Below are 22,774 nucleotides of genomic sequence, written 5' to 3' on the forward strand. Positions count from 1 at the left end.
TTTTGTATCTTACTACGGTCAATTATTCGAAATCATCAATTAAAAATATAAAAATTGTAATTATGAAAATAGGATTATTAGGATTTGGGAAGGCAGGTAAAGCAGTAGCGAATGTTATTCTTCAGCACAAGGATTTTTCATTGGAATGGATTCTGAAGAAAACTGATACGCTGAATAAGCTTTCTGCAAAAGATATTCTTGGAATCTCAGCATCGGATGATGCGTTGATCTATTCTCAAAGCAGCACTGACATTGAAACATTACTTGAGGATCATCCTGTAGACTTTGTTATTGATTTTTCCAACGAAGAAAGCATCCATCTTTATGGCAAGTTCGCAGCCCGTAAAAAGATCAAGATCATCTCAGCCATTTCGCATTACGGAGAAAATGAGATCCAAGTTCTGAAAGAACTTGCAAGGGACACTGTGGTGTTTTGGTCGCCTAATATCACATTAGGCGTCAACTACCTGCTGTTTGCAGCATCGCTGTTAAAAAATATAGCGCCTGGTGTTGATATTGAAGTGGTCGAGGAACACTTCAAAGCCAAATCCGGCGTGTCGGGAACAGCAGTGAAAATTGCGGAAACTTTGGATATAGAAACGGAAAGCATCAATTCTGTCAGGGCTGGTGGTATCGTTGGAAAACACGAAGTTATCTTTGGTTTTCCGTACCAGACCGTTAGGCTTGTCCACGAATCCATATCACGAGAAGCATTTGGAAGTGGTGCATTGTTTGTCGCTGAGAACCTTAAAAGCAAACTGAAAGGATTGTATAATTTTGAAGACATCCTGCGACCTTACTTTTTCGCTCAGACTCCAGATATGTTATCTTAAAATCTATCAGTTGGAAAAATGCCATTCCAATTTTGGAATGGCATTTTTGAAGTGTATGTCATTTAGTTTTCAGAATTGTTTAAAAGTTTGACATTTTTCTCATTTAGCCTTTTTTCAAGCCAGCTTTTGAGCTGCAATTCATTCACTTTCTTTCCAGAGTAGATCATCACAAATTGGAGCCTTGCACTATCCGTTTCGGGATATTGGGCTATCTTTCCGTAGGAAACGTCGGACATATCCGGATATAGGATTTGTATCTCTTTCCCCAATGTGGAGTCTGAAACTTTATAATTATCCAGTTCTGACCGAAGGCTGGATAAGGCTATATCCTTCTCTGACAGGTTTGTATTGTTTTTGTTGATCTCACTCAGTATCTCTGATTTCAGATCGGAATTGTTTTGCCTGATGTTGATCTTTGTATTCGAAAGCCCGTTATCAGAAAGCATCTTGTTGTAAGACTTGATCTCTTCAGCAGTGAATTTTTTATTTAGGAATGCAACGTCGATGGTTTTGGGAGTGGCGTTGTAGTTTATCTTTTTATAGATCAATGTGTATCCATTCTTTTCAAATTCTTTCTGAAGGAAAAGCTCTGCAGTCTTCGTGAATTTCTTTTCATTGTAAAGATTATAGGCCAAATACGAACTGGGAACGATCATTACCAGTATTAAGAAAGATATGCTGTACCTGATCCTTTTTTCATATTTGTTATCGACAATAGAGGAAGGATAATGCAGATATTTTACGACAAGAAAAGTAGCAATGCATATAAAAAAGCAATTGATGCTGTAAAGATAGAATGCGCCGATGAAATAAGAAAAATTAAAAGTAGCAAGACCAAATCCAGCCGTACACAATGGAGGCATCAATGCTGTTGCAATGGCAACACCGGGAATAGGATTTCCTTTCTCTACCCTTGTTATGGCAATGACACCTACCAGACCACCAAAAAAAGCGATCAGAACGTCGTAGATGTTGGGTGCGGTCCTTGCCAAAAGTTCTGACTGTACATCCTTGAAGGGACTTATGTAAAAGTAGAATCCTGAAACCAATAAACTAACCACCGTTGCGATAAAAAGGTTCTTAAATGATTTCTTGAGCAGAGGAAAATTATAGGTCCCAAGAGCAAATCCGGCACCTACGATCGGGCCCATTAGAGGAGAGATAAGCATGGCCCCGATAATGACCGCAGTGGAATTGACGTTAAGACCGATGGATGCGATGATGATCGCACAGGCCAGGATCCAGAGATTTGAACCTCTGAATGAGATGTTGGAGGTGACATTTTCCAATACCTTATCCTTTTTCTCCTCACCATTGTGAAGATTAATGAAATTAAAAATATTATTCATCGGTTTGAGTTGGTTTAGAATCTTTGTTGAGGATCATATAGCCTATAATTCCTCCGATCAAAGAGGCTGCAAATATGCCGATCTTAGCCTGTGTCTGGTACTCTTCATGGGTAAATGCAAGGGAGGTTACAAACAAGGACATGGTAAATCCGATGGATGCCAGAAAGCCAAGTCCCAGCAGATTACGGATATTCATCCCCTCAGGTAATTGGGCAATTTTTAGTTTAATAAAAACAGCAGTGAAGCCTACAATACCTAAGACCTTTCCGACCAACAAACCCAATGCTACACCCAATGCGATATTGGTGTCGAATAAACTGTTGAGGTCAATATTCAGGGAAACTCCGGCATTGGCTATTGCAAAGATCGGTATGATAACAAAAGTTACAACGGGATGCATCGCGTGTTCCAATATCTGAAGGGGAGGAGTGGCGGCATTTGTCGTCTCATTGATCTTTTCCAGAACATGTAACTGGTCGTTGGTCAATGTAGGTGTATTTTCGGTAGGGTCTAAATTTTTAAACCTTTCCAGATAGCTGCTGATCTTGGAGATAAACAGGTTTTCCTTGATCTTCACATCTGCCGGAATGGTAAAAGCAGCCAAAACAGCAGCGATCGTGGCGTGAACGCCTGAAATTACAAAGCATGTCCATACACCACAGATGCCAAGGAATGCGAAAAAGAAGATCGATCTGATGCCAAGCTTGTTGCCCAGGTACATCACTGCAAGAATGCCCAGTCCTATCAACAAGTAGGTCATTTCGATGTTCGATGTATAAAAAAATGCGATTACCAGCACAGCACCAAGATCGTCAACTATTGCCAAGGCGGTTAAAAATACCTTCAAGGAGAGTGGGATCTTTTTTCCCAATAGAAAAAGCACGCCCAAAGCAAAAGCTATATCTGTCGCCATAGGGATTCCCCAACCTTTGTGCATTTCCCCGGCCGGATTGAGCAGTAGGAATATAAATGCCGGCATTACCATTCCCCCAACTGCCGCAACAATGGGAAGCATGGCCTTTCGTGGGTTGGAAAGTTCCCCGCCGATGATCTCCCGTTTCAGCTCAAGCCCCACCACGAAAAAGAAAACAGACATCAATCCGTCGTTGATCCAGTGATGGACGGTAAAATCGAAAAAACTTTCCCCATTCCATTGAAATCCAAAGGTCTGCTCCAGAAAATGATGGTAGCCATCGGATAATGGAGAATTGGCCAAAATCAAAGCAATAATCACACTGATCCCTAAAAGTAATCCCCCGGACTTTTCCTGCTGGATAAATCGCTGAACGGGCTGTGTGATCTTGTCGATCGGCTTTGTGGTGTAACTTTTGATCATAGTTTATTAAAATGGATAACTGCAAATTTATGAATACTAAAGGGAAAAATAAAGGAACATTGCTAAAGTTATTTTTAATATACTTTGATATTTAGCTCGGAAATTTGTTAAGAATTAAAAAGAATATGTCATATGTGCTCAATTGTAATTTTAAAGTTAATTATCAGAAAAGAATGAACTTTTTAAAATTAATTTGTTTAATATTATGGACCTTAAATTGATTAAAATAAGAAAATGTCAACAAAAAAGCTTAGTGAATGGTACGCCACTGCGATCTGTGGCAATGATATAACTTCATCTTGTCTGTATGTTTCGGCTCTGGCTATTGTAGCGGCAGGTCAGTATGCATGGGTCGCCCTTCTTATGGTAGCTGTGGTACTATTTTTATTCAGAAAGATCTATGGCGAGGTAGTTGGTGCGCTTCCTTTGAATGGTGGTGCATATAATGTTTTGCTAAATACCACGACAAAAAGCAATGCCTCGATAGCAGCCTGTCTTACCATCTTGTCTTACATGGCAACGGCTGTGATTTCCTCAAGCGAGGCGATGCACTACCTACATCATATTTTGCCATATTTTAATGTGAACATAGCAACATTTGTACTTTTGCTTATATTTTTAGGGCTTACTATTTTAGGAATTTCTGAAAGTGCGGTGGTTGCCCTGGTCATTTTTGTATTCCATCTTGCAACAATGGGACTGTTGATTGGTTCCTGCTTTTTCTTTGTCTGGCAGCATGGATTCTCAATATTGATCGACAATTTCCATCTTCCTGCCAGAAATGGAAGTATCTTAACCGCTATTTTCTTTGGATTTTCAGCTGCTATGCTTGGGATCTCAGGATTTGAGAGCTCTTCAAATTTTGTGGAGGAGCAGGAGCGAGGTGTTTTTGCGAAAACATTAAGAAATATGTGGATCGCAGTATCTGTGCTGAACCCCATGATTGCATTTCTTGTGATATGCATCATCCCCATATCTGCAGTAGAATCACACCAGAATTCTTTTTTAAGTTATATTGGTACTTTGACCGGTGGAAAATGGCTCGCTACGATCATTTCGATCAATGCGGTCTCTGTTTTAAGTGGTGCGGTATTAACTTCATTTGTGGGCGTCAATGGTCTTATAAAAAGGATGACATTGGACAGAATATTACCAAATTACTTTCTGAAGGAAAATAAAAGGGGTAGTACCTACAGAATCCTTATTCTTTTCTTTCTGTTATGTCTCTCAGTGCTATTGGTGACAAGAGGACAGTTGGCACCATTGGCCGCTGTTTATGCCTTGTCTTTCCTGACTGTCATGGCATCATTTGCATTAGGCAATATCCTGCTTAAACTCAGAAGGTCACGTCTGCCACGTCCGGAATATGCCAAACCCGGCGTTGTGCTGTTAGCTTTTGCGGCCATAATTATTGCTTTATATGGGACTGTAATGACGAAACCTCAATATCTTGTCACCTTTCTGCAATATTTTATTCCTTCGGTACTGATCATTTTGGCCATGTTGCTGCGAAAAGATATTATTCACTTTGTTGTTAATCTGTTGCAGTCGCTATCGAAGAACTATAAAAAATACACTCTAACAAGACAGAGATCATTGTACCGTAGCCTGAAAAAACTCTACGAGCAGGATTTTGTTTTCTTCTCAAAAGGTGATGATATTGCAACATTAAATAAGGTGATGATGTATCTTCACGAGAACGAGGTGACCAATAAAATGAAAATTGTTACAGTACTTCACGAAGCCCAGCAACCGGATCCGAAGTTTCTCGCAGATTTTGACACTCTGGATAGAGCATATCCAGAGGTCGATATGGAATATATTACTTTATTGGGTGACTTCACACCGCAGCTTGTTGAAGAACTCAGTAACAAATGGGGCATTCCAAAAAACTTCATGTTCATTAGCAGTCCCGGGGAAAAATTCAGTTACAGGGTAGATGAACTTGGTGGGGTAAGGCTTATCCTTTAATAAATTGGCATTGAATATACTTTGCCTTCCTTACGTTATATACAAAACAAATTTATTTTGAAAGCCTTTGAAGTATTGAATTCATCTCATCGATCTCTCTTTGCTGGGACACAGCAATACTGTCAGCCAATTTACGTACCTCAGGGTCTTTAATATTTGCACTTCTACTGGTCATAATTGCTGACGAATGATGTGGTACCATTGCTTTGAGATATTGAATGTCATTTACTGGCGTCTGATTTCTTAGAGCTGTGAAAGAGCCGGCAAAAAATACTATTGAAAATATATTATCAGTCTGTTGATATTTTTATTATCATACATTTTCGGCATCATGACCGGTATCATGACAGCCATAGGACTTATCATAAGGATGGTCATATATATCCTGGTTAAACTGGTATAATAGTCTTTGATATTATTCATATTGAGAAACATTATAAAATACATTATAATGAAAGAACACACTATCATTAATGCAAATTTTTTGTAATTCATCAGTCTAAAATTTAACGTAAAAAGAAATTTAATTGCACACGGGTCAATTGATAGGTCCGCTGCGGTATGCATTATTAAAACAACTCTGGCTAAAATTAATATATAAAATAAGCTGCGATTCGCAGCTTATTTTATATCTACCATCATCAATCAGAATCTTCTTCAGAAGCTTGAAAGTTGATAGAATTGTATGCTGAATCGGTCAGTAGAGCATCGGCCTCTTTTTCTTCTGCTAATGTTGATTCCAGAAGAGAGGCAATTTCGTCTTCACCAAGCGTTTTTGCAAAAGCGATTAAAGTTCCGTAAGATGCAATCTCATAATGCTCAATTTTCTGTGACGCAGAAATAATCCCAGCATCTCGCACCGGACCAGCTTCAGTTTCTTCCAAGATACTTTCTCCTTCTTTAATAAGGCCTTCCATTGCATCGCATTTCTTACCACGGTTTGATTCCCCAAGAATTTCAAAGATCTGATCTAATCTCTTCACCTGTCCTTCTGTAACTTTTACATGTTCTTCAATTGCTGAAATCAGTTTTGGCTCTGTGGCATTGTTTGCCATTTTAGGCAATGCCTTCAAAAGAGCACGTTCTGCATAGATGATATCCTTGAGTTCATCAATAAATAATTCTTTAAGTCCTTCTGCTGCACTGGATTTCGCTTCAACTTTTCCACGACCTTTTCCATTCTGTGTGTCTGTTTCTTTCATAACAATAATTTTTTATGATTTTGTGACTTGAAAAATTGCAAATATCAGACCGGATAAATTTTTTGGTTCGTAAATTATTCCTAATTTTCTCATTCGCTATATAGAACCGGAATGCCATTAATGTTACCGCTCTGCTTTATTTCTCCTCATAGATCGATACCAGAATATGTCTGGCAGCATTACTTCGAACAGGAATAGATCTGGTACATCATTACCATCAGATTTAAAATTTCGTTTACTTTTGAAAAGGACCTTATGGCATAATTTAATGACTCTAAAAACTATGACTAAAAGCTCTAGTTGCTTGATTGTCTTCTACCAAAATATTTTTTCGCATACTCATATTTTAATAATTACAAAACCAACATGAAGGTTAGAAATCAAAACTCAATATTTTAAGTTAATTGATTATTCTCAAGGAAAACTTATTTCTTTACCTAATGACTTGAATCTTGGTCAGTAGTTCTGCTTTGATAGTTATAGCATTGGTGTGAATGTCCAATCTCCGATCCCATAAGAGAAGAACTGCTGAAGCTTCAAAAGGAACTTAAAGAAACAAAGCTTGAACGTGACATCTTAAAAGCGGTAAGCATCTTCTTGAAGAGAGACGGGTAAGATATAAATTTATCAAAGAACACGCTCATGTGTTTCCTGTCGGGAAGATGTGTAAGGTATTAAAAGTAAGCAGGAGCAGTTTCTATCATTGGAAGAAAAGAAAACTTACTATGTGATCAGAAAGAAGAGCTATTTTATCTGCGGAGATCTTCAGTATCGATTATTGGAACATGGCAGATATGGAAGCCCCGGATTGTAAGGGAACTAGAATCAAAAGGAATAACGGTTCCCGAAAAAACTTAAAGTGAGCAGCAATATTGAAAATGTTTTAGTGTAAAGTGGATGGGAAAGTAGGCTGCGGTTGTTTGGGAATTTACAGTATCTCACTGACCAAGTCAAGATTCCATTTTCGGTCCACGAAAAATCCATAGCTATACCAGTAAGGATGCATAACTCCCATGATTTTAGCGATACCTCTTGAATCGTCATCTCCCTGCATTATTCAAATTTAATTTTCGGCGTGAATTTAACGGCTCTATGAGTGGCTATAAGAATGTGTCACTCAATGACGCTGTCTGGCAGCGTTATCTCTAATACAACGTTTATGCTTATCCCTCTATAATTTTTATCATTTAAAAATATTTCTTAATTTTGGTGCTATGAGAATGACTGTAATGTTATAATATCCTTTTCAAGCTTAGTTCTTAAGCAGAATGCGCTTTTATACAAAGCGTACCATTCTATTATTCACTCATATTATCAATAATTATATAACCAATTCCATCAAGATTTCTTTTGTATGGCAGTGGTTTTTAAATAAATAAATTATGTCAGATATACTAATTAAAAAGGAAATAGAGCATTTTATTCATAAAGGTTTTGTTCGCCTTGACAACTCATTTTCCCAAGAAATTGCAAATGCAGCTTTAGATATTCTTTGGGATAACCTTCCTTGTGACAGATCAAACCCTTCGACCTGGAGTGAACCTGTGATTCGTTTGGGGATGTACACACAGGAACCTTTCATCACATCTGTAAATTCCTCTATTTTACATAATGCATTTGATCAGCTAATAGGAAAAGACAAATGGATTCCCTGTAAGAGTGTTGGGACATTTCCTGTCAGATTCCCATCTGATAAGCAACCTAATGATATTGGTAAGCATGTAGATGTAAGTTTCCCTGGAAATGACCCTAATAATTATTTTGAATGGCGTGCCAATATAAAATCGAAGGGTCGAGCCCTGTTGATGTTGGTGTTGTATTCAGAAGTTAACGAAAAAGATGCTCCTACCGTCATTTATGAAGGGTCTCATATCGATGTTGCAAGGCTTTTATCGAAAGAGGGAGATACTGGTCTATCGTTTATGGAACTTGCGGACAAACTAGATACCTTGCCTAAAAGGAAAAAAGTATATGCAACGGGTAAAGCAGGAACTGTGTATCTATGTCATCCGTTTTTAGTTCATTCTGCTCAGCCTCACAAGGGAACAAACCCTAAATTTATGGCACAACCTCCTTTGCTCTTGAGAGGTGAATTGTCTATTTCGGATAATGATAGCAACCATTCACCGGTAGAACAAGCTATTCGTTTAGCGTTTGATTGGTAAGTGGAGATAAATTCTATTATTTAGGAGGTTGTATTGAAAAATACAACCTCTTAAAATTCGGAGATAAAACTTTGTCGATTTACTTCTTATTACTGTGACATTTTCTCTTTTTCTTCATTCCAAAATTTGTTTTTGTTAGACAATTGTTTTTCTAGGTAATCTAATTTCGTGTTCCCTCGGATAGGGCTCTCTAAAAGTTAAACTCACATCTTCACGAAGATTACTTTCAACTTCCGTAGCTTTTTCCTCATCCATTTCATATCGAGGATCTGCAATAAGTGGCATTTTGGCCATTTTTGTTATAGTAACAGTTGGGAAATGGTAATCGACTTCTACGGTTCCGCGTAAAAGATAAATACCTCCTTCCTTAAAAGGAAACTTTTTCAGGCTGTCCGGGAAATGAGCCGTATCAAAATACTGACCCTCGGCATCGATCCAGGTTCCGAAGTACATATCATCTCTATTCCCATATTTATTCTTAATAGGAACGTGCTTTCTTGAGATGAGGTATGCCAGCATTCTAACCTGTTGTTTATGGTGCTTCAGAAGATCTTTAACCATAACATCACCTCTGTGCTTGGTTTTCAATAAATCAAAAATTGAATAAGACACAGTGAAACCTAATATTTCAATTTCGTCGAATGCGTCTTCAAAAGGATCTCTTTCTATGACGGGTAATTCATATTTCTTTTGTGGTTCATCAAATAAAGAGATGATCTTTGTCTTATAGTGATTTTTAGCCAACAGGAATCTCGCTTCGATCAATAATTCGTGTTTTTGTTTTCCCGTAAACCTGAAAGCACCGACAAAGATCAGTATTTGTAATGTTTCAATACCGATGTTGACTCTTTTCACAAAATCTTCAAGTGATTTGTAATTGCCGTTTTCTTTTCGTTCTTGGGGAATGCACAATTTAACAGCAGCATCTAATTTCTCAATATGCATTAAGCCTAAATAGACATCTATTCCATATACAGTTGTTTGAAATTCACTTAGGTTGACACAGGGGTTATGGATTGTAGCGCCGGCCATTTTCGCTTCGTGAACATACACTTCCGTTCTGTAAAACCCACCGCCGTTGTTAATGGCTGAAACCATAAATTCAATAGGGTAGTATGTTTTTAAATAGAGGCTCTGATAACTTTCAACAGCGTAAGAGGCAGAGTGAGCTTTGCAGAAAGAATAGCCGGCAAAAGATTCGATTTGTCTGTAGACCTCTTGTGATAATTGTTCAGGATGTCCTTTTCTCTTACAGGATTCAAAAAAATCATCTTTTAATTTCTGTAATGCAGAAAGTGATCTTCCTTTTCCGCTCATTGCCCTTCGCAGGACATCACCATTTTGTGCAGATACTCCCCCATAGTGAAGGGCAATTTTGATCACATCTTCCTGATAGACCATAATGCCATAGGTTTCGCCCAATTCCTTTTCAAACACTTCATGAAAATATTCAAATTGACCGGGATGATTATGGCGGAAAATATACTCACGCATCATACCGCTTTGTGCTACACCTGGGCGAATGATAGAGGAAGCGGCAACCAATACTTTATAATTATCACACTTCAGTCTTCTTAATAATCCGCGCATAGCGGGCGATTCGATATAAAAGCAACCTATTGTTTTTCCAATACTCAATAACTCATTACATTTTTCTTCATTCTTTGAAATCGTGGTGTCTTCAATATCTATGGTAATATCTCTCTTTTCTTCAATCAGCATAACTGTATCTTTTATCGTTCCTAAGCCTCTTTGGGAGAGAATGTCAAATTTTTCCAGACCTATTTCTTCGGCAGTATGCATATCGAACTGTACAATCGGAAACTCTTTCGGCGGAAATTCCAGAGCAGAATAATTGGTAATGGGTTCTTCGGAAATAAGGATTCCGCAAGAATGCATACTCCTTTGATTAGGAAAACCGATCATCATCTGCTCATATTTATAAATATCCTGAACAATTGCATTTTGGTCGTGTTGTTCTCTTGGCTTTTTTGAGAGCTGATCTAATTCATCTTTAGGAAGTCCGAATACTTTTCCCAATTCTCGAAATCTTGATTTTCTCTTAAATTCAACATTGGTTCCGCAAAAAGCCACATGATCTTTGCCGTACTTATTAAATATGTACTCCAGAATAGTATCCCGGTTCTTCCAACTCCAGTCAATATCAAAGTCAGGAGGCGTTTTCCGGTTAAGATTCAGAAACCTTTCAAAATAAAGATCCAATTCTAAAGGACAAATGTCAGTTATCCCCAGACAATAAGCAATGATACTGTTAGCGCCGCTTCCTCGACCCACGTGCATAAATCCCATACTATGACTGTACTGAATGATATCCCAGGTGATTAAAAAATAACCGCAAAAATTCAGATGATTAATCACTTCTAATTCTCTCGCAACCCTTTCGACAGCTTCTCTGTTTTGATCAGAATATCTTCTGCGCACACCTTCATAAGCCAGCCGAGATAATAATTTAAAATCATTTTCCTTACTGTCTGTATAATGCTTTTTATTTTTTGGTGTTTCAAAATCAAAATCAAAACTGCATTCTTGTACGAGATATTTGGTGTTTTCAATGATTTCAGGATATTGTTCGAATTGCTCTAATAGGTTTTTCTTACTAACGAAAACCTCATTATCTTTACAATAATCCTTTTCAGTCAATTTGGTAAATAAGGTATTGCCACTAATCGCTCTAAGTACTTTATGAAGTTCATATTCTTCATCCGTCTTAAAAGTTACCGGATGAAGAATCACCATTTTATGGATCAAAGATTTGAGTTCAGGCTTGACTAGTAAATTCAATTCATCATGCCTGATGCCTATAAATTCGTGTTTCAAAAATATTTCAGGAATGTTCTGCAAAGAATAGATGACAAAACAATTTTCCAGTTGAGGATTTAATTTAGGAATCTCAATTCCGTCACAATTATAATCGTTCAAAAGTCTGTTGACCTCTGTAATCCCTTTAGGATTTTTAGCCAGACAGACATAGTATTGTTCATTTTTAACCCTTACATCAACACCGACAATCGGTTTAATACCTCTATTTTCACACAACTTATAAAACTGATAGATTCCGGTTACGGTGTTAATATCCGTCAATGCCAAAACTTTCAGTTTATATTCAACAGCAATCTCAACCAGATCTTCCACAGAAATAGTTCCATAACGTAGGCTATGATATGTATGGCAGTTGAGAAACATAATTTTATCTATTGAGTCAAAAAACCAGAAGCCCTTCCTAAGCTTTTAGCACCAAACCGATCTTTCATTTTGTCCATCGTCTGGTATAATGAGATCAGTTCTTCGGTATCTTCAAAGAGATTCATTTGATGATTGCCGTGAACAAGTCCTGTAAACTTGACACCCACCAGACGAATTCTCATTCTTCGCATATAAACTTTTCTGAAAAGCTCCTGAACATACTTGAGCAAAGTATGATCTGCTGAAGTATAGGGAACTTTGCATTGCTTCATTTCTGTATCAAAATTGGCGTACCTGATTTTTACAGAAACTGTTGAGGTCAGCCATTTTTCGTGACGTAACTCATAGCATAACTGCTCTACCATTCCTGAGAGAGTGCTATGGATTTTTAGGATGTCAATGGTATCTTCGGTAAATGTGGTTTCTTTCGAAATAGATTTTTGTTCTGAATATTGTATAACAGGATTAAGATCAATACCATTAGCTTTTTTCCAAAGTTCTGTGCCGTTCTTTCCAATTAACTCCTGAAGGACATCCACTGGCATTTGAGAAAGTGTTTCTATTTTCCTCACGCCTAACCTTGAAAGCAATTCAAAAGTCACATTGCCAACCATCGGAATCTTTTTGACGGATAAAGGGTTTAGGAAAGGTTGAATTGCCAGTGGTTTCAATTCTAATTTTCCGATGGGTTTAGCTTCTCCGGTTCCAATCTTTGAAACTGTCTTATTGGTGGAAAGAGCAAAACTAATGGGTAGCCCTGTATTCTTTATGACAGCTTGTGCAATTTCTGTTGTCCATTGATAACAACCGAAAAACTGATCCATTCCTGAGAGATCCAAATAAAATTCATCTACGCTCGCTTTCTCCATTACCGGAACTTTTTCCTGAATAATTTCCGTAACCTGATGTGACATATTGGAATAGTATTCCATATCACCCTTGATTACTTTAGCTTCCGGACATAACCGCAGAGCCATTCTCAAAGGCATAGCCGAGCGGACCCCAAATTTTCTGGCTTCATAAGAGCAAGATGCGACTACACCACGGTCACCACCGCCTATGATTACAGGCTGTTTCTCTAATACAGAGTTTCTCAACCTTTCACAGGAAACGAAAAACGTATCTAAGTCCATATGTACAATTGCTCGTTCCATTTGACAAAATTAGATACATTTAGTATCATTTTTATTATATTTGCTGATACAAATTGTATCTATGTCAATTTTTTCAGATAACATCAGGTTTTTGAGAGATCAAAAGAACTTAACGCAAGAAACTCTGTCAGATGAGATCCAGCTGAGCAGAGTACGATATTCTAAATACGAAGGTGGCCGATCAGAGGCACCCTACGAAGTATTGATCAGAATTTCGAAATATTTTAAAGTGAGCATAGACCTATTACTGACAGTAGATATAAGAAAATATCCTTTGGAAGATATGATCAATATTCCAGGCAATAAGATATTATTACCTGTTGTGGTAGATTCGGAAGGAAATAATTTCATTGAAATTGTTCCGCAAAAAGCTTCAATGGGCTATTTAAAAGGATTCAGTGATCCCGAATATATTGAAAGCCTTCAAAAAATGCAGCTGCCTTTTTTGAAACATGGGAAATTCAGGGCATTTTTAGCTGATGGCGATTCAATGCCGCCATTTGCCGATCAGTCGATCATTATTGGTGAACATGTAGAATCACTGGATGATCTGAAAATAGGTAAGGGATATATTTTTGTTACGAAAGAGGGAATCACTTACAAGACCTTCTTTGAAAGACATCTGCAATCAATTACTGTGACTGCTGATAATTCTTTCTATAAACCCTACCAAATTGCACTGGAGGATATTGTTGAGATCTGGAGTTATGCCCAAGGTATACTGCCCAGAGATTATAAGCCCCATTATCTTTCAGATCATAAAAATTTAAGAAGTTTAGTTGATGAGGCAAAACGCAGCATCAGCAATTTGGAAAACGGGATCCTAAGATTAGATCAGTAAAGAAAAAAACTTCCCCGAAAGGAAGCTAAAAACACAAATGATGAAAAAAGTCCCATCCTGAGACAGGACAGTGTAAAGGTAATAATTAATAAATAATTATAATGAGCCAGCTGAGTTTATTTGATGCCGAAGAATCCTATGAATTTCCAAAAAACCTTTTGGAATACAGAGAAAATTTCCTGAGCTATGATGAAGCAGATCATTTAAAAGATCTTCTTCTCAATACCGCACCATGGAAACAACACACCCAAAAAATGTATGACAAGATGGTGCTCACGCCCAGGTTGACAGCGTGGTACGGCGATACACGATCTTATGATCTGCCCGGTAATACACCTGGCTCCCATCCCTGGATACCCGAACTTTTTGCGTTAAAAGAAAGAATAGAAAAAGAATTCGGTTGCCAATTCAACGGCGTTTTACTTAATCTGTACCGAGATAACAATGATTCCGTGGCCTGGCACCGTGATAAGGAAAGCCGATACGGAAAGCGCCCGGTCATTGCATCCATAAGTCTTGGCCAGACCAGAAACTTCGACTTCAGAAAGAGAGATCATCATCAGAGCAAATATAGCCTGCCACTTCCAAACGGATCACTGCTCATTATGAAAGGGGATCTTCAGGAGAATTGGGAACACCGGATCGCAAAATCCACACTGCCAATGAAACCCAGGATCAATCTTACTTTTAGAAAGATCATGGAAATTTAATTACTCTAAAGCGATAAAGACAAAAGTACGAATACTGTTTTACATCAATTACTGCAAAACCTGCATTTATATTAACAACATCAATTTAAACTGACGACATGGCTATCTCATATTATGACTTTATAAACCTTTCAAAGGATTCTCAATACGAGCTTATTTTGGCTGAAGGGGAGATCATTAATGAAACTTATAAGAATGAACTACGGTTTGTCTTATATGGTCTTTCCACTTTTACTGTAGAGATCGTTTATAGCAAGGTGAATGGCAAGATGACAAGTCTAACGGCCTTTCAGAATAGAGGTGTTGCAAGAAATCAAACGGATTAAATTCCAATTATTTATTATCTCATTATGTTTTTTTTTAAAGCTGATGATTTATGAACCGCGGTCTTACCGGTCTTTTCGCTCATCACCTCAAATTGCGGACTTTCCTCCGATGCCCGCCTTTGCCTGTTCATAAAAACGAAATCGCTGGTATGGACCTTTGTTATTACACCTTGCGTTTCACCATATCGGAATTTCCATTTGACGTGATCTCCTTTTTTCAACATAACTCTTTTTTTAATTATTGTGTTTATTTATTAATCTGTTCATCAGGTAGTTGTTACAGAGCCGAAATTTTAAGTGCTAAAGATTGTCTCGGAAATACTTTATCCAAACTTCTTTTTCCATTTGATCTTTAACCTGACATACTCTGCATTTTCCTCAGCCTCTTTCCATTTCTTATAGAATATATCAGCTGCTTTGGCTTTTCCGGGATCTCCGGTACCGCGCTCCAATGGCTGATAATCCTTTTCCGCATCATATTTTTTACCGCCTTTGTAATTGAAATACCGACGTGCTCTTGTAAATCCCATCTGAAGATATTTTCTTGCCATATCGGCTCCGACGAAATCATTCTGATCTATATAATCAAGAAAGAGCTGAAAGATCTTATCCGAGCTTTCCTTGGCAATTGCTTCATCTTTGAACCGCCAATATTTTCCGATCTCTGTTTTGTAAGGCTCACATATCAGTACGCCCTGCTCACCCTTTCCAACTTTGTATTTTTCCGGATGCTTGCGGTAATCTATATCAGGTTTCCAGGAATAGTCCGCAGCATTGAAATTCAGATAACTTGATTTGTCATTGTTCATAGTAATATTCTAACAAATGAAGTGCCTATAATTTTATTACAAATATTCTGTGAAACGTTATCACCAGATGTCCCTTAAATTATTCAAATAGCAATATCTTTGCGTCAGGATCAAACCGTAATATGTCAATCTATGAACGATAAGGAAGTGAGTTTTCCGGTGTATTCCCCGACATCTGTCATAGGTATATTCAGTAATGCACTGAAGCTGAATGCGACAGTCAATCTTATCTATCTCAAGGGAAGATATTCCTATGGCGGCGGTAAAGCATATGGGAATTATTACTATGACCAATTGTTCTCAGAAGGAGACCAGGTTTCCATCGGGATCCGTATTTCTGCCTTGTTAAGAAGTAAGATGATGAACAATGAAGTCTATACGCTCAGGGGATTTATAGAAAAAAATGTAAAAAACTCTTTTATCGAACTACGCTTTGTAGTGGATGAGATCGTTCAGCAGGAAGAGAGATCTGTTTCTGAAGAAGAACTCGAACGGTACGCACTGATCCAGAAAAAATTGGAGACAGATTCAAAAGATCTGGAAACCCTGATCAGGGATAAGATGCTAAAAAATGAGAAGATCAGGATCGCTAACATCTATGGTAACAATGCCATCGTCCAAAAGGATTTCGCAGAAGGTCTGGATATATCCCAGACCTATTTTGAGATCTCTGACCACAACTGCAATATTACCTCCTCAACAGCGATCATTGCGGCATTGAATGAAATTTCTGCCAAGGAATTTGATATCGTTGCTTTAGTGAGGGGAGGAGGTGACCGGCAAAGTATGGAAACATTCAATGACCTCAGACTTTCAGAATTATTCATTACACTGCTGCCGGTCACCGTTACAGCCATTGGGCATACGGTCGATGAAACATTGCTTGACAAGCTGGCGGACAAGAGGTTTCACCTGCCTCATGATTATGGTGCGGGACTTCATGCCATTGCTGAAAAACTATCAAATGAAAGATCCAATTCCAGAGCACTGCTGATCGATGAGGTGAAAAACGATGTGACGAAACAGTTCTCAGAACAGGTGGTGACCCTCGAAAAACAGCTGAAGACAAAGAACGACGAGTTTACTGAAGCTCAGAAAACATATAAAGAACAGATCGAAGCACATAATAAGACTTTTGCAGACCAACTGAAGGTCAGAAATGAGGAGTTCGAAAAGCTACAGATGAACTCTACGAAACAGCTTGAAGCGCTTCAGACTAATTTCCAGGAGCAGCAGAAACAGCGGCAGCAGGAAATGGAAAACTACAAAAAAGAGATCGCTACACTCCACGAAAAAAATATTCAGTCTGCGATCAATGAAAAAACAGTCTCCCTCAATATTGCTTTGGAAACTTTGAAGCAGGAAAATAAGCGATTGAATAAGGAAGTTCAGAGCAGTACAACCGTTTATGTCAAGATTATTATTGCATTTTTACTGGCAATGGTCATCGGATTCACGCTCGCCAAAATTCTTTAAAGAAATAAAGCTACTGATATTATGGATGAAATAATTTAGTATTCATTATCAGTAAAATGGAGGGAAGTTCCTGGATTCTTCGTAGTGATCCCAAAGATTGTATTATTAATCCGATACATTCTAATACCACATCTACGTTGATTTTATTATTAACCTGATAATAAGAGCTTTGCTGGCATTTTATTTGTTCTTATAAGGATAAAATATACATCATGGCAGATAATAAATCGAAAAAAGACCAGCGTGACCGCAATAAAGTCAGTGGCTCAGAAAATTATGAAATCCAGTATTTCAAAGATAAAATGAATGTCAGTTCTCAGGCTGTTACCGGAGCGATTCGCGCTACAGGATCCAACGACCGAAAAGTTCTTGAAGCGTATTTAAAGGACAAGCATAAAAAATAATTTACCCGGCAGCTTTATACAGAAAGCGTCCATTCTATCTCATCTTTCTGGCAGTGTCAGAAAGATTTTTGTGATCTAAAATCCAACACTATGAAATTATCAGATTACCATAAAAAAAGATCGGAAGATAAGACCCCTGAACCTTTCGGAGGCAAGCCTTCAGGAACAGAACTACGGTTTGTTATTCAGAAGCACGATGCCTCGCATCTGCATTATGATTTCCGCCTTGAGATGGATGGCGTGCTGAAAAGCTGGGCGGTTCCCAAAGGACCTTCACTGGATCCCGGTATCAAACGACTTGCAATGATGGTGGAAGACCATCCCTACGATTACAGAGATTTTGAAGGCATCATCCCTAAAGGACAGTACGGCGGTGGAACCGTCATAGTCTGGGATGAAGGTACCTATGAACCCATAGAACCGGTTGAAGGCGACCTGAAAAAACAGGAGAAGAACCTCCTGCATCAGCTGTATTCAGGAAAGCTGAAAATAAAACTCAAAGGTAAGAAGTTAAAGGGTGAATTCGCCTTGGTTAAGGCATACGGAAGAGGCGAGAACGGATGGCTGCTGATGAAGCTCGATGATCGATACGCCACAACAGATGATGTTACTTTAAAAGATAAATCAGTGATTTCAAAGAAGACCATTGCCCAGATGGAAAAATCACCGGATAAGGTCTATGGTAAAAATATCATTAAAGTTGACAGTACGACGAAGGATACGAAAACTACCGGTAAAGAAGCGGCCGAATTGGTGGATTCACAACTCAATGCCACACCTCCAAAGAAAAAAACAGCTACCCGAAAAGTCAGCACGTTATTAAAAAATACTGCCGAACAGAAATTCTATCATGAGGTAGAACCGATGCTGGCTACATTGGTCGATCAGCCTTTTGAGAGTGATGACTGGCTGTATGAAATTAAATGGGACGGCTACAGGGCAGTCGCTTTTATGGACGGAAAAAATGTTGAGCTGAAATCCAGAAACAACAAAAGTTTTTCCGAAAAATTCTATCCCATCCAGCAGCAGCTAGAACAGATGAATCTCAAAACCATTATTGACGGAGAAGTGGTCGTTCTTGGAAAAAAAGGATCGGCAGATTTTGGTTCATTACAAAACTGGCGAAGCGAAGCGGATGGGGATTTGGTCTATTACGTATTTGATATCCTCTGGTACGAGGGCAAAGACTTAAAAGAACTTCCCTTAACAGAAAGAAGGGCAATACTGGAACAAGTATTACCGCAAAATGATTCTGTACTCATCAGTCAGGACTTCCATACTTCAGGCATTGAATTTTTAGAAGCTGCCAAGAAAATGGGATTGGAAGGCATTATGGCCAAAAGAAAAGACAGCTTATACTATACAAAAAACAGAACTAAAGATTGGTTGAAAATTAAAGCCAACAAAAGACAGGAGGTGGTGATCGGGGGCTTTACCCTAAATGATGATTCCAATAAACTGTTCAGCAGCCTTTTGGTGGGTGTTTATGATGGTAAAAAATTAATTTATACCGGAAAGGTGGGAACAGGATTTAATGCTAAAATGCAGAAAGAGATGATGGAACAGTTCAAACCACTGATCACAGATAACGTACCATTTTCTGAAGAGCCCGATGTTAACAAACCATCCCGTTTTCGTCCCAATCCACCTCATGCCACGGTAACATGGCTAAAACCGGAACTGATCGGAGAGGTCAGCTATACGGAAATGACGACGGACGGTGTTATGCGCCATCCGTCATTCGAAGGGATGAGAGATGATAAGAAGGCAAACACCGTAATTCTTGAAAAAGAAGCTGAGACTACGGATATTATCGCTGATCATTCGATTGTACAACCACGACAAAACACCAAAAGAAAAACACTGCTCAATCCTACAGAAACAACCCAGGTAAAAAAAGTCAACAAACACGAACTTAAGTTTACCAATCTCAATAAAATATTCTGGCCGGATAATAAGATAACAAAGCGTGATCTGATCAATTATTACTACCAGGTCGCACCATATATATTACCATATCTCAAGGGGCGTCCTCAAAGTATGAACCGATTTCCGAACGGCATTGCCGAAGAAGGATTCTATTTTAAAGATATTACAGGAAAGGCTCCCGACTGGATCGAAAGATACAATTATCACAGCGATACGGATCAAAAAGAGAAACAGTATCTGGTTGGAAGCGATGAAGCCACACTGTTGTATATGGCCAATCTGGCATGTATTGAAATGAATCCCTGGAACAGCACTGTTAAAAAGCCGGATCACCCGACCTACTGCATTATTGATCTCGACCCGGATAAAAATACGTTCGATCAAGTCATTGAAACCGCGCAGGTGACCAAACAGATCCTCGACGATATGGGCGTGCCCTGCTACTGCAAGACCAGCGGTTCTACAGGACTGCACATTTATATTCCTCTAGGAAATAAATATACCTATGAACAAAGTAAAGAGTTTGCCAGAGTCATCGTCAAACTGGTTAACGAAGCACTTCCTGAAATAACCACTACTGAACGACATATATCAGACCGTAATGGTAAAATGTATCTAGACTTTTTACAGAACAGACCCCATGCGACCATTGCCTCAGTGTATTCTGTCAGACCAAAACCTGGCGCAACGGTATCCATGCCCCTGGAATGGGATGAAGTCAAAAAGGGTTTGAAGATGAGCAATTTTCACATCTTTAATGCGATGGAGCGTTTGGAAAGCCTGGGAGATATTTTCAAGCCTGTATTAGGAAAAGGCATTGATATGATGAAAATTATTTCAAAATTTTCAGATCAATAGTCTGACTACACTCACCTTATCTATAAACTATACCTATACGGCCGTTTTTTATTTAAACGGCTGCTTTTCTATTCAACCATATATTTTTGGAATCGAAGTATTATCATTTTCTCAGGATAAATCGTACAAATATTTCATCCTTTAGTCGTTAACCTTTGGCCATTCCGTTATTATCATCAATAAATTTCAAAAATCTTTTCGGTACTACGAAAAGGTAGTGATTTTATGTGATGTTCAATTTCCAACTTTACCTCATTAAAAGTTGATCAACTGTTCACATCATTTAAAACCAAAAAATCACCGTTATGAATATCGAACGAACAGAATTTATCGCATGGATGGAAAAGATCATGGAACGATTTGACCTCCTGAAAGAACAAGTGCCATCCAAACAGTCCAGATTCATCGAGATCGACGGCGAAGTATTGCTTGACAATCAAGACGTATTACAACTCTTAAAGATCAGTTCAAGGTCATTGCAACGCTACCGAACGAATAAAAAACTGCCTTATTACACCATCAGCGGCAAGCTTTATTACAAGCTGTCCGATGTCCATCAGCTCATCAGAGAATGTTTAAGTTCCTGATAACATAAGACAGAAGCTGCCAAAGAAGTAGGCACAATTCCAAATCAACGCATTCAACGCTCATCCCGCTACCTTCATCGCACAAAATATCTGCTATGGAAAAGAAGGTACAGAATGAAACCCATGAAACCAATAAAATCAAGCCAGTGTCCGACACCCTTCTTGTCCTGAACATCCAAACCAATGCGGTCGAGATGGTCAAAGGCGTTGACAAGGAGGGAAATCTGCAAAAGATCACTCCCAACGAGAAAAAGGACAATGATCAGTTGATCAGGGTTGACAAGCATGGTGATCTGTTCTCCAACTTCTTTTCCAATTTTTACCGGCAGCTGAAAAACCCTTCCCATTTCAATTTCTTCAAGGTCTCGGAATACGATGCCGTCAACACGGCAAAAGACCTACAGCAGTATGTGGATCAGGCATCGCCTGAAGAAAGGGAAAAGCTGAAAGAATATGAAATACAACCAAAGAATATCAATAATCCAAAAAATCAGAATACAATGGAAAACAACACAGACAATCAGGAATACCGTTTCCAGCCGGAACAGATCGACTGGAAGACGATGGAAAAATTCGGGCTCAACCAGGAAAAACTTGAAAAGATGAATGCTATGGATCCTCTGCTCAGAGGCTTTAAGACCAATAATTTAATTCCCATTACCATCAATCTCGGAACAGCGGTCAGCAAGATGGATGTCCGTCTATCTCTTCAAACCGCAGACAACGGCGAGGTTGCCGTTAACCTGCACGGCATCCGCAAAGAGCCGAACTACAACCTCAAGTTCCTCGGTCACGAGTTCACCGATGAAGACAAGAAGAACCTCAAAGAAAGCGGAAATATGGGAAGGGTTGTCGATCTGGTCAATCCCAAGACCGATGAGATCATTCCTTCAGTCATCAGCCGTGACCGCCTGACCAACGAACTGGTGGCCTACAGGGCGGAGTATATGAAGATCCCCGATGACATCAAGGGGATCAAGCTGGATGACCACCAGAAACAAACCTTATTAGAAGGCAAGCCGCTTTATCTGGAAGGGATGACCTCCAAAAAGGGAGAACTGTTCGATGCGATCGTACAATTCAATGCAGACAAGCGCTATGTCGAATTTATCTTCAACAACAACCAAAACCAACAGCAAGGACAACAACAGGACCCATCCAGTCAGCAAAATCAATCCAAAGACGGGGAAGCCCCAAAAGTATTTCGTGGAAAAGAACTGGATGATGCACAATATGAAAAGTTCAAAGCAGGGCAGACGGTCTATGTGGATGGTCTTGTGGACGGCAAAGGAAAAGCCTACCAAGGCTACATTACCTTCAACAAGGAAACATCCAAAACGGACTTTTCATTTACCAATCCCAACAAGCTGAAGGAAAAAGCCCAACCATCCGAAGACTACAAGATCCAGAAAGCGGTCAATTCCGATGGTAAGACCAACGAAGCCACCAAGAACATCAAAGAACCGCTGGAGTCCAAACAACAACAGCCAGCAAATAAACAGCAGGAGGCCCAGCAGAAGAAAGCGACCAGATCCAAAGGGCGCAAGATGTAATCCGAGACTTACAATTACAACCACAAATACAATCACAAAAACAATTCTAATCATAATAAATCCAATC

Annotated in this window: 18 protein-coding genes and 1 pseudogene; 11 read left to right on the forward strand and 8 right to left on the reverse strand. The window is 38.8% G+C overall.

The genetic code is table 11. From position 1 onward, the window contains the following. The first annotated feature begins 62 nt into the window (after positions 1 to 62). Complete coding sequence (locus AC4FQ5_RS17550) at positions 63 to 833, forward strand: 4-hydroxy-tetrahydrodipicolinate reductase (protein WP_491145481.1); 771 nt, start codon at positions 63 to 65, stop codon at positions 831 to 833. Between the two features lie 62 nt (positions 834 to 895). On the opposite strand, the gene AC4FQ5_RS17555 is transcribed toward AC4FQ5_RS17550, so the two are convergent. Together AC4FQ5_RS17555 and nhaA are read right to left on the reverse strand one after the other, a co-directional pair. Further along, a complete protein-coding gene (locus tag AC4FQ5_RS17555; protein WP_491145408.1) occupies positions 896 to 2,182 on the reverse strand; it encodes a DUF389 domain-containing protein in 1,287 nt (428 codons plus the stop codon). After that, positions 2,175 to 3,518 (reverse strand): Na+/H+ antiporter NhaA, encoded by a 1,344-nt coding sequence (gene nhaA, locus AC4FQ5_RS17560; RefSeq protein ID WP_491145410.1) that lies wholly within the window; start codon positions 3,516 to 3,518, stop codon positions 2,175 to 2,177. Before nhaA ends, AC4FQ5_RS17555 begins: the two co-directional genes overlap by 8 nt. Before the next feature lie 234 nt (positions 3,519 to 3,752). On the opposite strand from nhaA, the gene AC4FQ5_RS17565 reads away from it, so the two are divergent. Then, on the forward strand, positions 3,753 to 5,489 hold the full coding sequence (locus AC4FQ5_RS17565; protein ID WP_491145412.1) for an APC family permease: 1,737 nt from the start codon (positions 3,753 to 3,755) through the stop codon (positions 5,487 to 5,489). Between the two features lie 52 nt (positions 5,490 to 5,541). Here the strand turns inward: AC4FQ5_RS17565 and AC4FQ5_RS17570 are convergent, their stop codons facing one another. Together AC4FQ5_RS17570 and AC4FQ5_RS17575 are read right to left on the reverse strand one after the other, a co-directional pair. Then, the gene (locus AC4FQ5_RS17570) at positions 5,542 to 5,691 is read right to left on the reverse strand and encodes a DUF305 domain-containing protein (RefSeq protein WP_491145414.1); all 150 of its coding nucleotides are present in this window, start codon (positions 5,689 to 5,691) and stop codon (positions 5,542 to 5,544) included. A 439-nt stretch (positions 5,692 to 6,130) separates the two neighbouring features. After that, a complete protein-coding gene (locus tag AC4FQ5_RS17575; protein ID WP_491145416.1) occupies positions 6,131 to 6,691 on the reverse strand; it encodes a YciE/YciF ferroxidase family protein in 561 nt (186 codons plus the stop codon). Between the two features lie 534 nt (positions 6,692 to 7,225). Between AC4FQ5_RS17575 and AC4FQ5_RS17580 the strand changes: the two are divergent. Beyond that, positions 7,226 to 7,404, forward strand: a pseudogene (locus tag AC4FQ5_RS17580) (IS3-like element ISLbl1 family transposase); the annotation flags it as partial. A 669-nt stretch (positions 7,405 to 8,073) separates the two neighbouring features. After that, positions 8,074 to 8,856, forward strand: coding sequence for a phytanoyl-CoA dioxygenase family protein (locus AC4FQ5_RS17585; protein ID WP_491145417.1), 783 nt, complete (start codon positions 8,074 to 8,076; stop codon positions 8,854 to 8,856). Between the two features lie 135 nt (positions 8,857 to 8,991). Here the strand turns inward: AC4FQ5_RS17585 and AC4FQ5_RS17590 are convergent, their stop codons facing one another. Both AC4FQ5_RS17590 and dinB read right to left on the reverse strand, forming a co-directional pair. Continuing rightward, on the reverse strand, positions 8,992 to 12,060 hold the full coding sequence (locus tag AC4FQ5_RS17590; RefSeq protein ID WP_491145419.1) for a DNA polymerase III subunit alpha: 3,069 nt from the start codon (positions 12,058 to 12,060) through the stop codon (positions 8,992 to 8,994). Between the two features lie 8 nt (positions 12,061 to 12,068). After that, complete coding sequence (dinB, locus tag AC4FQ5_RS17595; protein ID WP_491145421.1) at positions 12,069 to 13,214, reverse strand: DNA polymerase IV; 1,146 nt, start codon at positions 13,212 to 13,214, stop codon at positions 12,069 to 12,071. A gap of 61 nt (positions 13,215 to 13,275) precedes the next feature. Here dinB and AC4FQ5_RS17600 point away from each other — a divergent pair, with 61 nt between their 5' ends. Together AC4FQ5_RS17600 and AC4FQ5_RS17605 are read left to right on the forward strand one after the other, a co-directional pair. Continuing rightward, complete coding sequence (locus tag AC4FQ5_RS17600) at positions 13,276 to 14,055, forward strand: XRE family transcriptional regulator (RefSeq protein WP_491145423.1); 780 nt, start codon at positions 13,276 to 13,278, stop codon at positions 14,053 to 14,055. A gap of 101 nt (positions 14,056 to 14,156) precedes the next feature. Further along, a complete protein-coding gene (locus AC4FQ5_RS17605; RefSeq protein WP_491145425.1) occupies positions 14,157 to 14,765 on the forward strand; it encodes an alpha-ketoglutarate-dependent dioxygenase AlkB family protein in 609 nt (202 codons plus the stop codon). Positions 14,766 to 15,105: 340 nt separating this feature from the next. On the opposite strand, the gene AC4FQ5_RS17610 is transcribed toward AC4FQ5_RS17605, so the two are convergent. Together AC4FQ5_RS17610 and AC4FQ5_RS17615 are read right to left on the reverse strand one after the other, a co-directional pair. After that, complete coding sequence (locus AC4FQ5_RS17610) at positions 15,106 to 15,315, reverse strand: hypervirulence associated TUDOR domain-containing protein (protein WP_491145427.1); 210 nt, start codon at positions 15,313 to 15,315, stop codon at positions 15,106 to 15,108. A gap of 99 nt (positions 15,316 to 15,414) precedes the next feature. Then, positions 15,415 to 15,900, reverse strand: coding sequence for a DUF4385 domain-containing protein (locus AC4FQ5_RS17615; protein WP_491145429.1), 486 nt, complete (start codon positions 15,898 to 15,900; stop codon positions 15,415 to 15,417). A gap of 132 nt (positions 15,901 to 16,032) precedes the next feature. Here AC4FQ5_RS17615 and AC4FQ5_RS17620 point away from each other — a divergent pair, with 132 nt between their 5' ends. From AC4FQ5_RS17620 to AC4FQ5_RS17640, 5 genes are all read left to right on the forward strand, one after another. Further along, positions 16,033 to 17,376, forward strand: a complete 1,344-nt coding sequence (locus AC4FQ5_RS17620; RefSeq protein WP_491145431.1) for an exodeoxyribonuclease VII large subunit — start codon at positions 16,033 to 16,035, stop codon at positions 17,374 to 17,376. 212 nt (positions 17,377 to 17,588) lie between these two features. Beyond that, positions 17,589 to 17,780, forward strand: a complete 192-nt coding sequence (locus AC4FQ5_RS17625) for a DUF3606 domain-containing protein (RefSeq protein WP_491145433.1) — start codon at positions 17,589 to 17,591, stop codon at positions 17,778 to 17,780. A 90-nt stretch (positions 17,781 to 17,870) separates the two neighbouring features. After that, positions 17,871 to 20,567, forward strand: a complete 2,697-nt coding sequence (gene ligD, locus AC4FQ5_RS17630; RefSeq protein ID WP_491145435.1) for a DNA ligase D — start codon at positions 17,871 to 17,873, stop codon at positions 20,565 to 20,567. A gap of 305 nt (positions 20,568 to 20,872) precedes the next feature. Continuing rightward, positions 20,873 to 21,154, forward strand: a complete 282-nt coding sequence (locus AC4FQ5_RS17635; protein WP_491145437.1) for a helix-turn-helix domain-containing protein — start codon at positions 20,873 to 20,875, stop codon at positions 21,152 to 21,154. A 95-nt stretch (positions 21,155 to 21,249) separates the two neighbouring features. Continuing rightward, entirely contained in the window at positions 21,250 to 22,707 is a 1,458-nt protein-coding gene (locus AC4FQ5_RS17640) for a DUF3945 domain-containing protein (protein WP_491145439.1), read from the forward strand. Positions 22,708 to 22,774 lie beyond the last annotated feature (67 nt).

Source organism: Chryseobacterium sp. DT-167 (assembly GCF_058310155.1).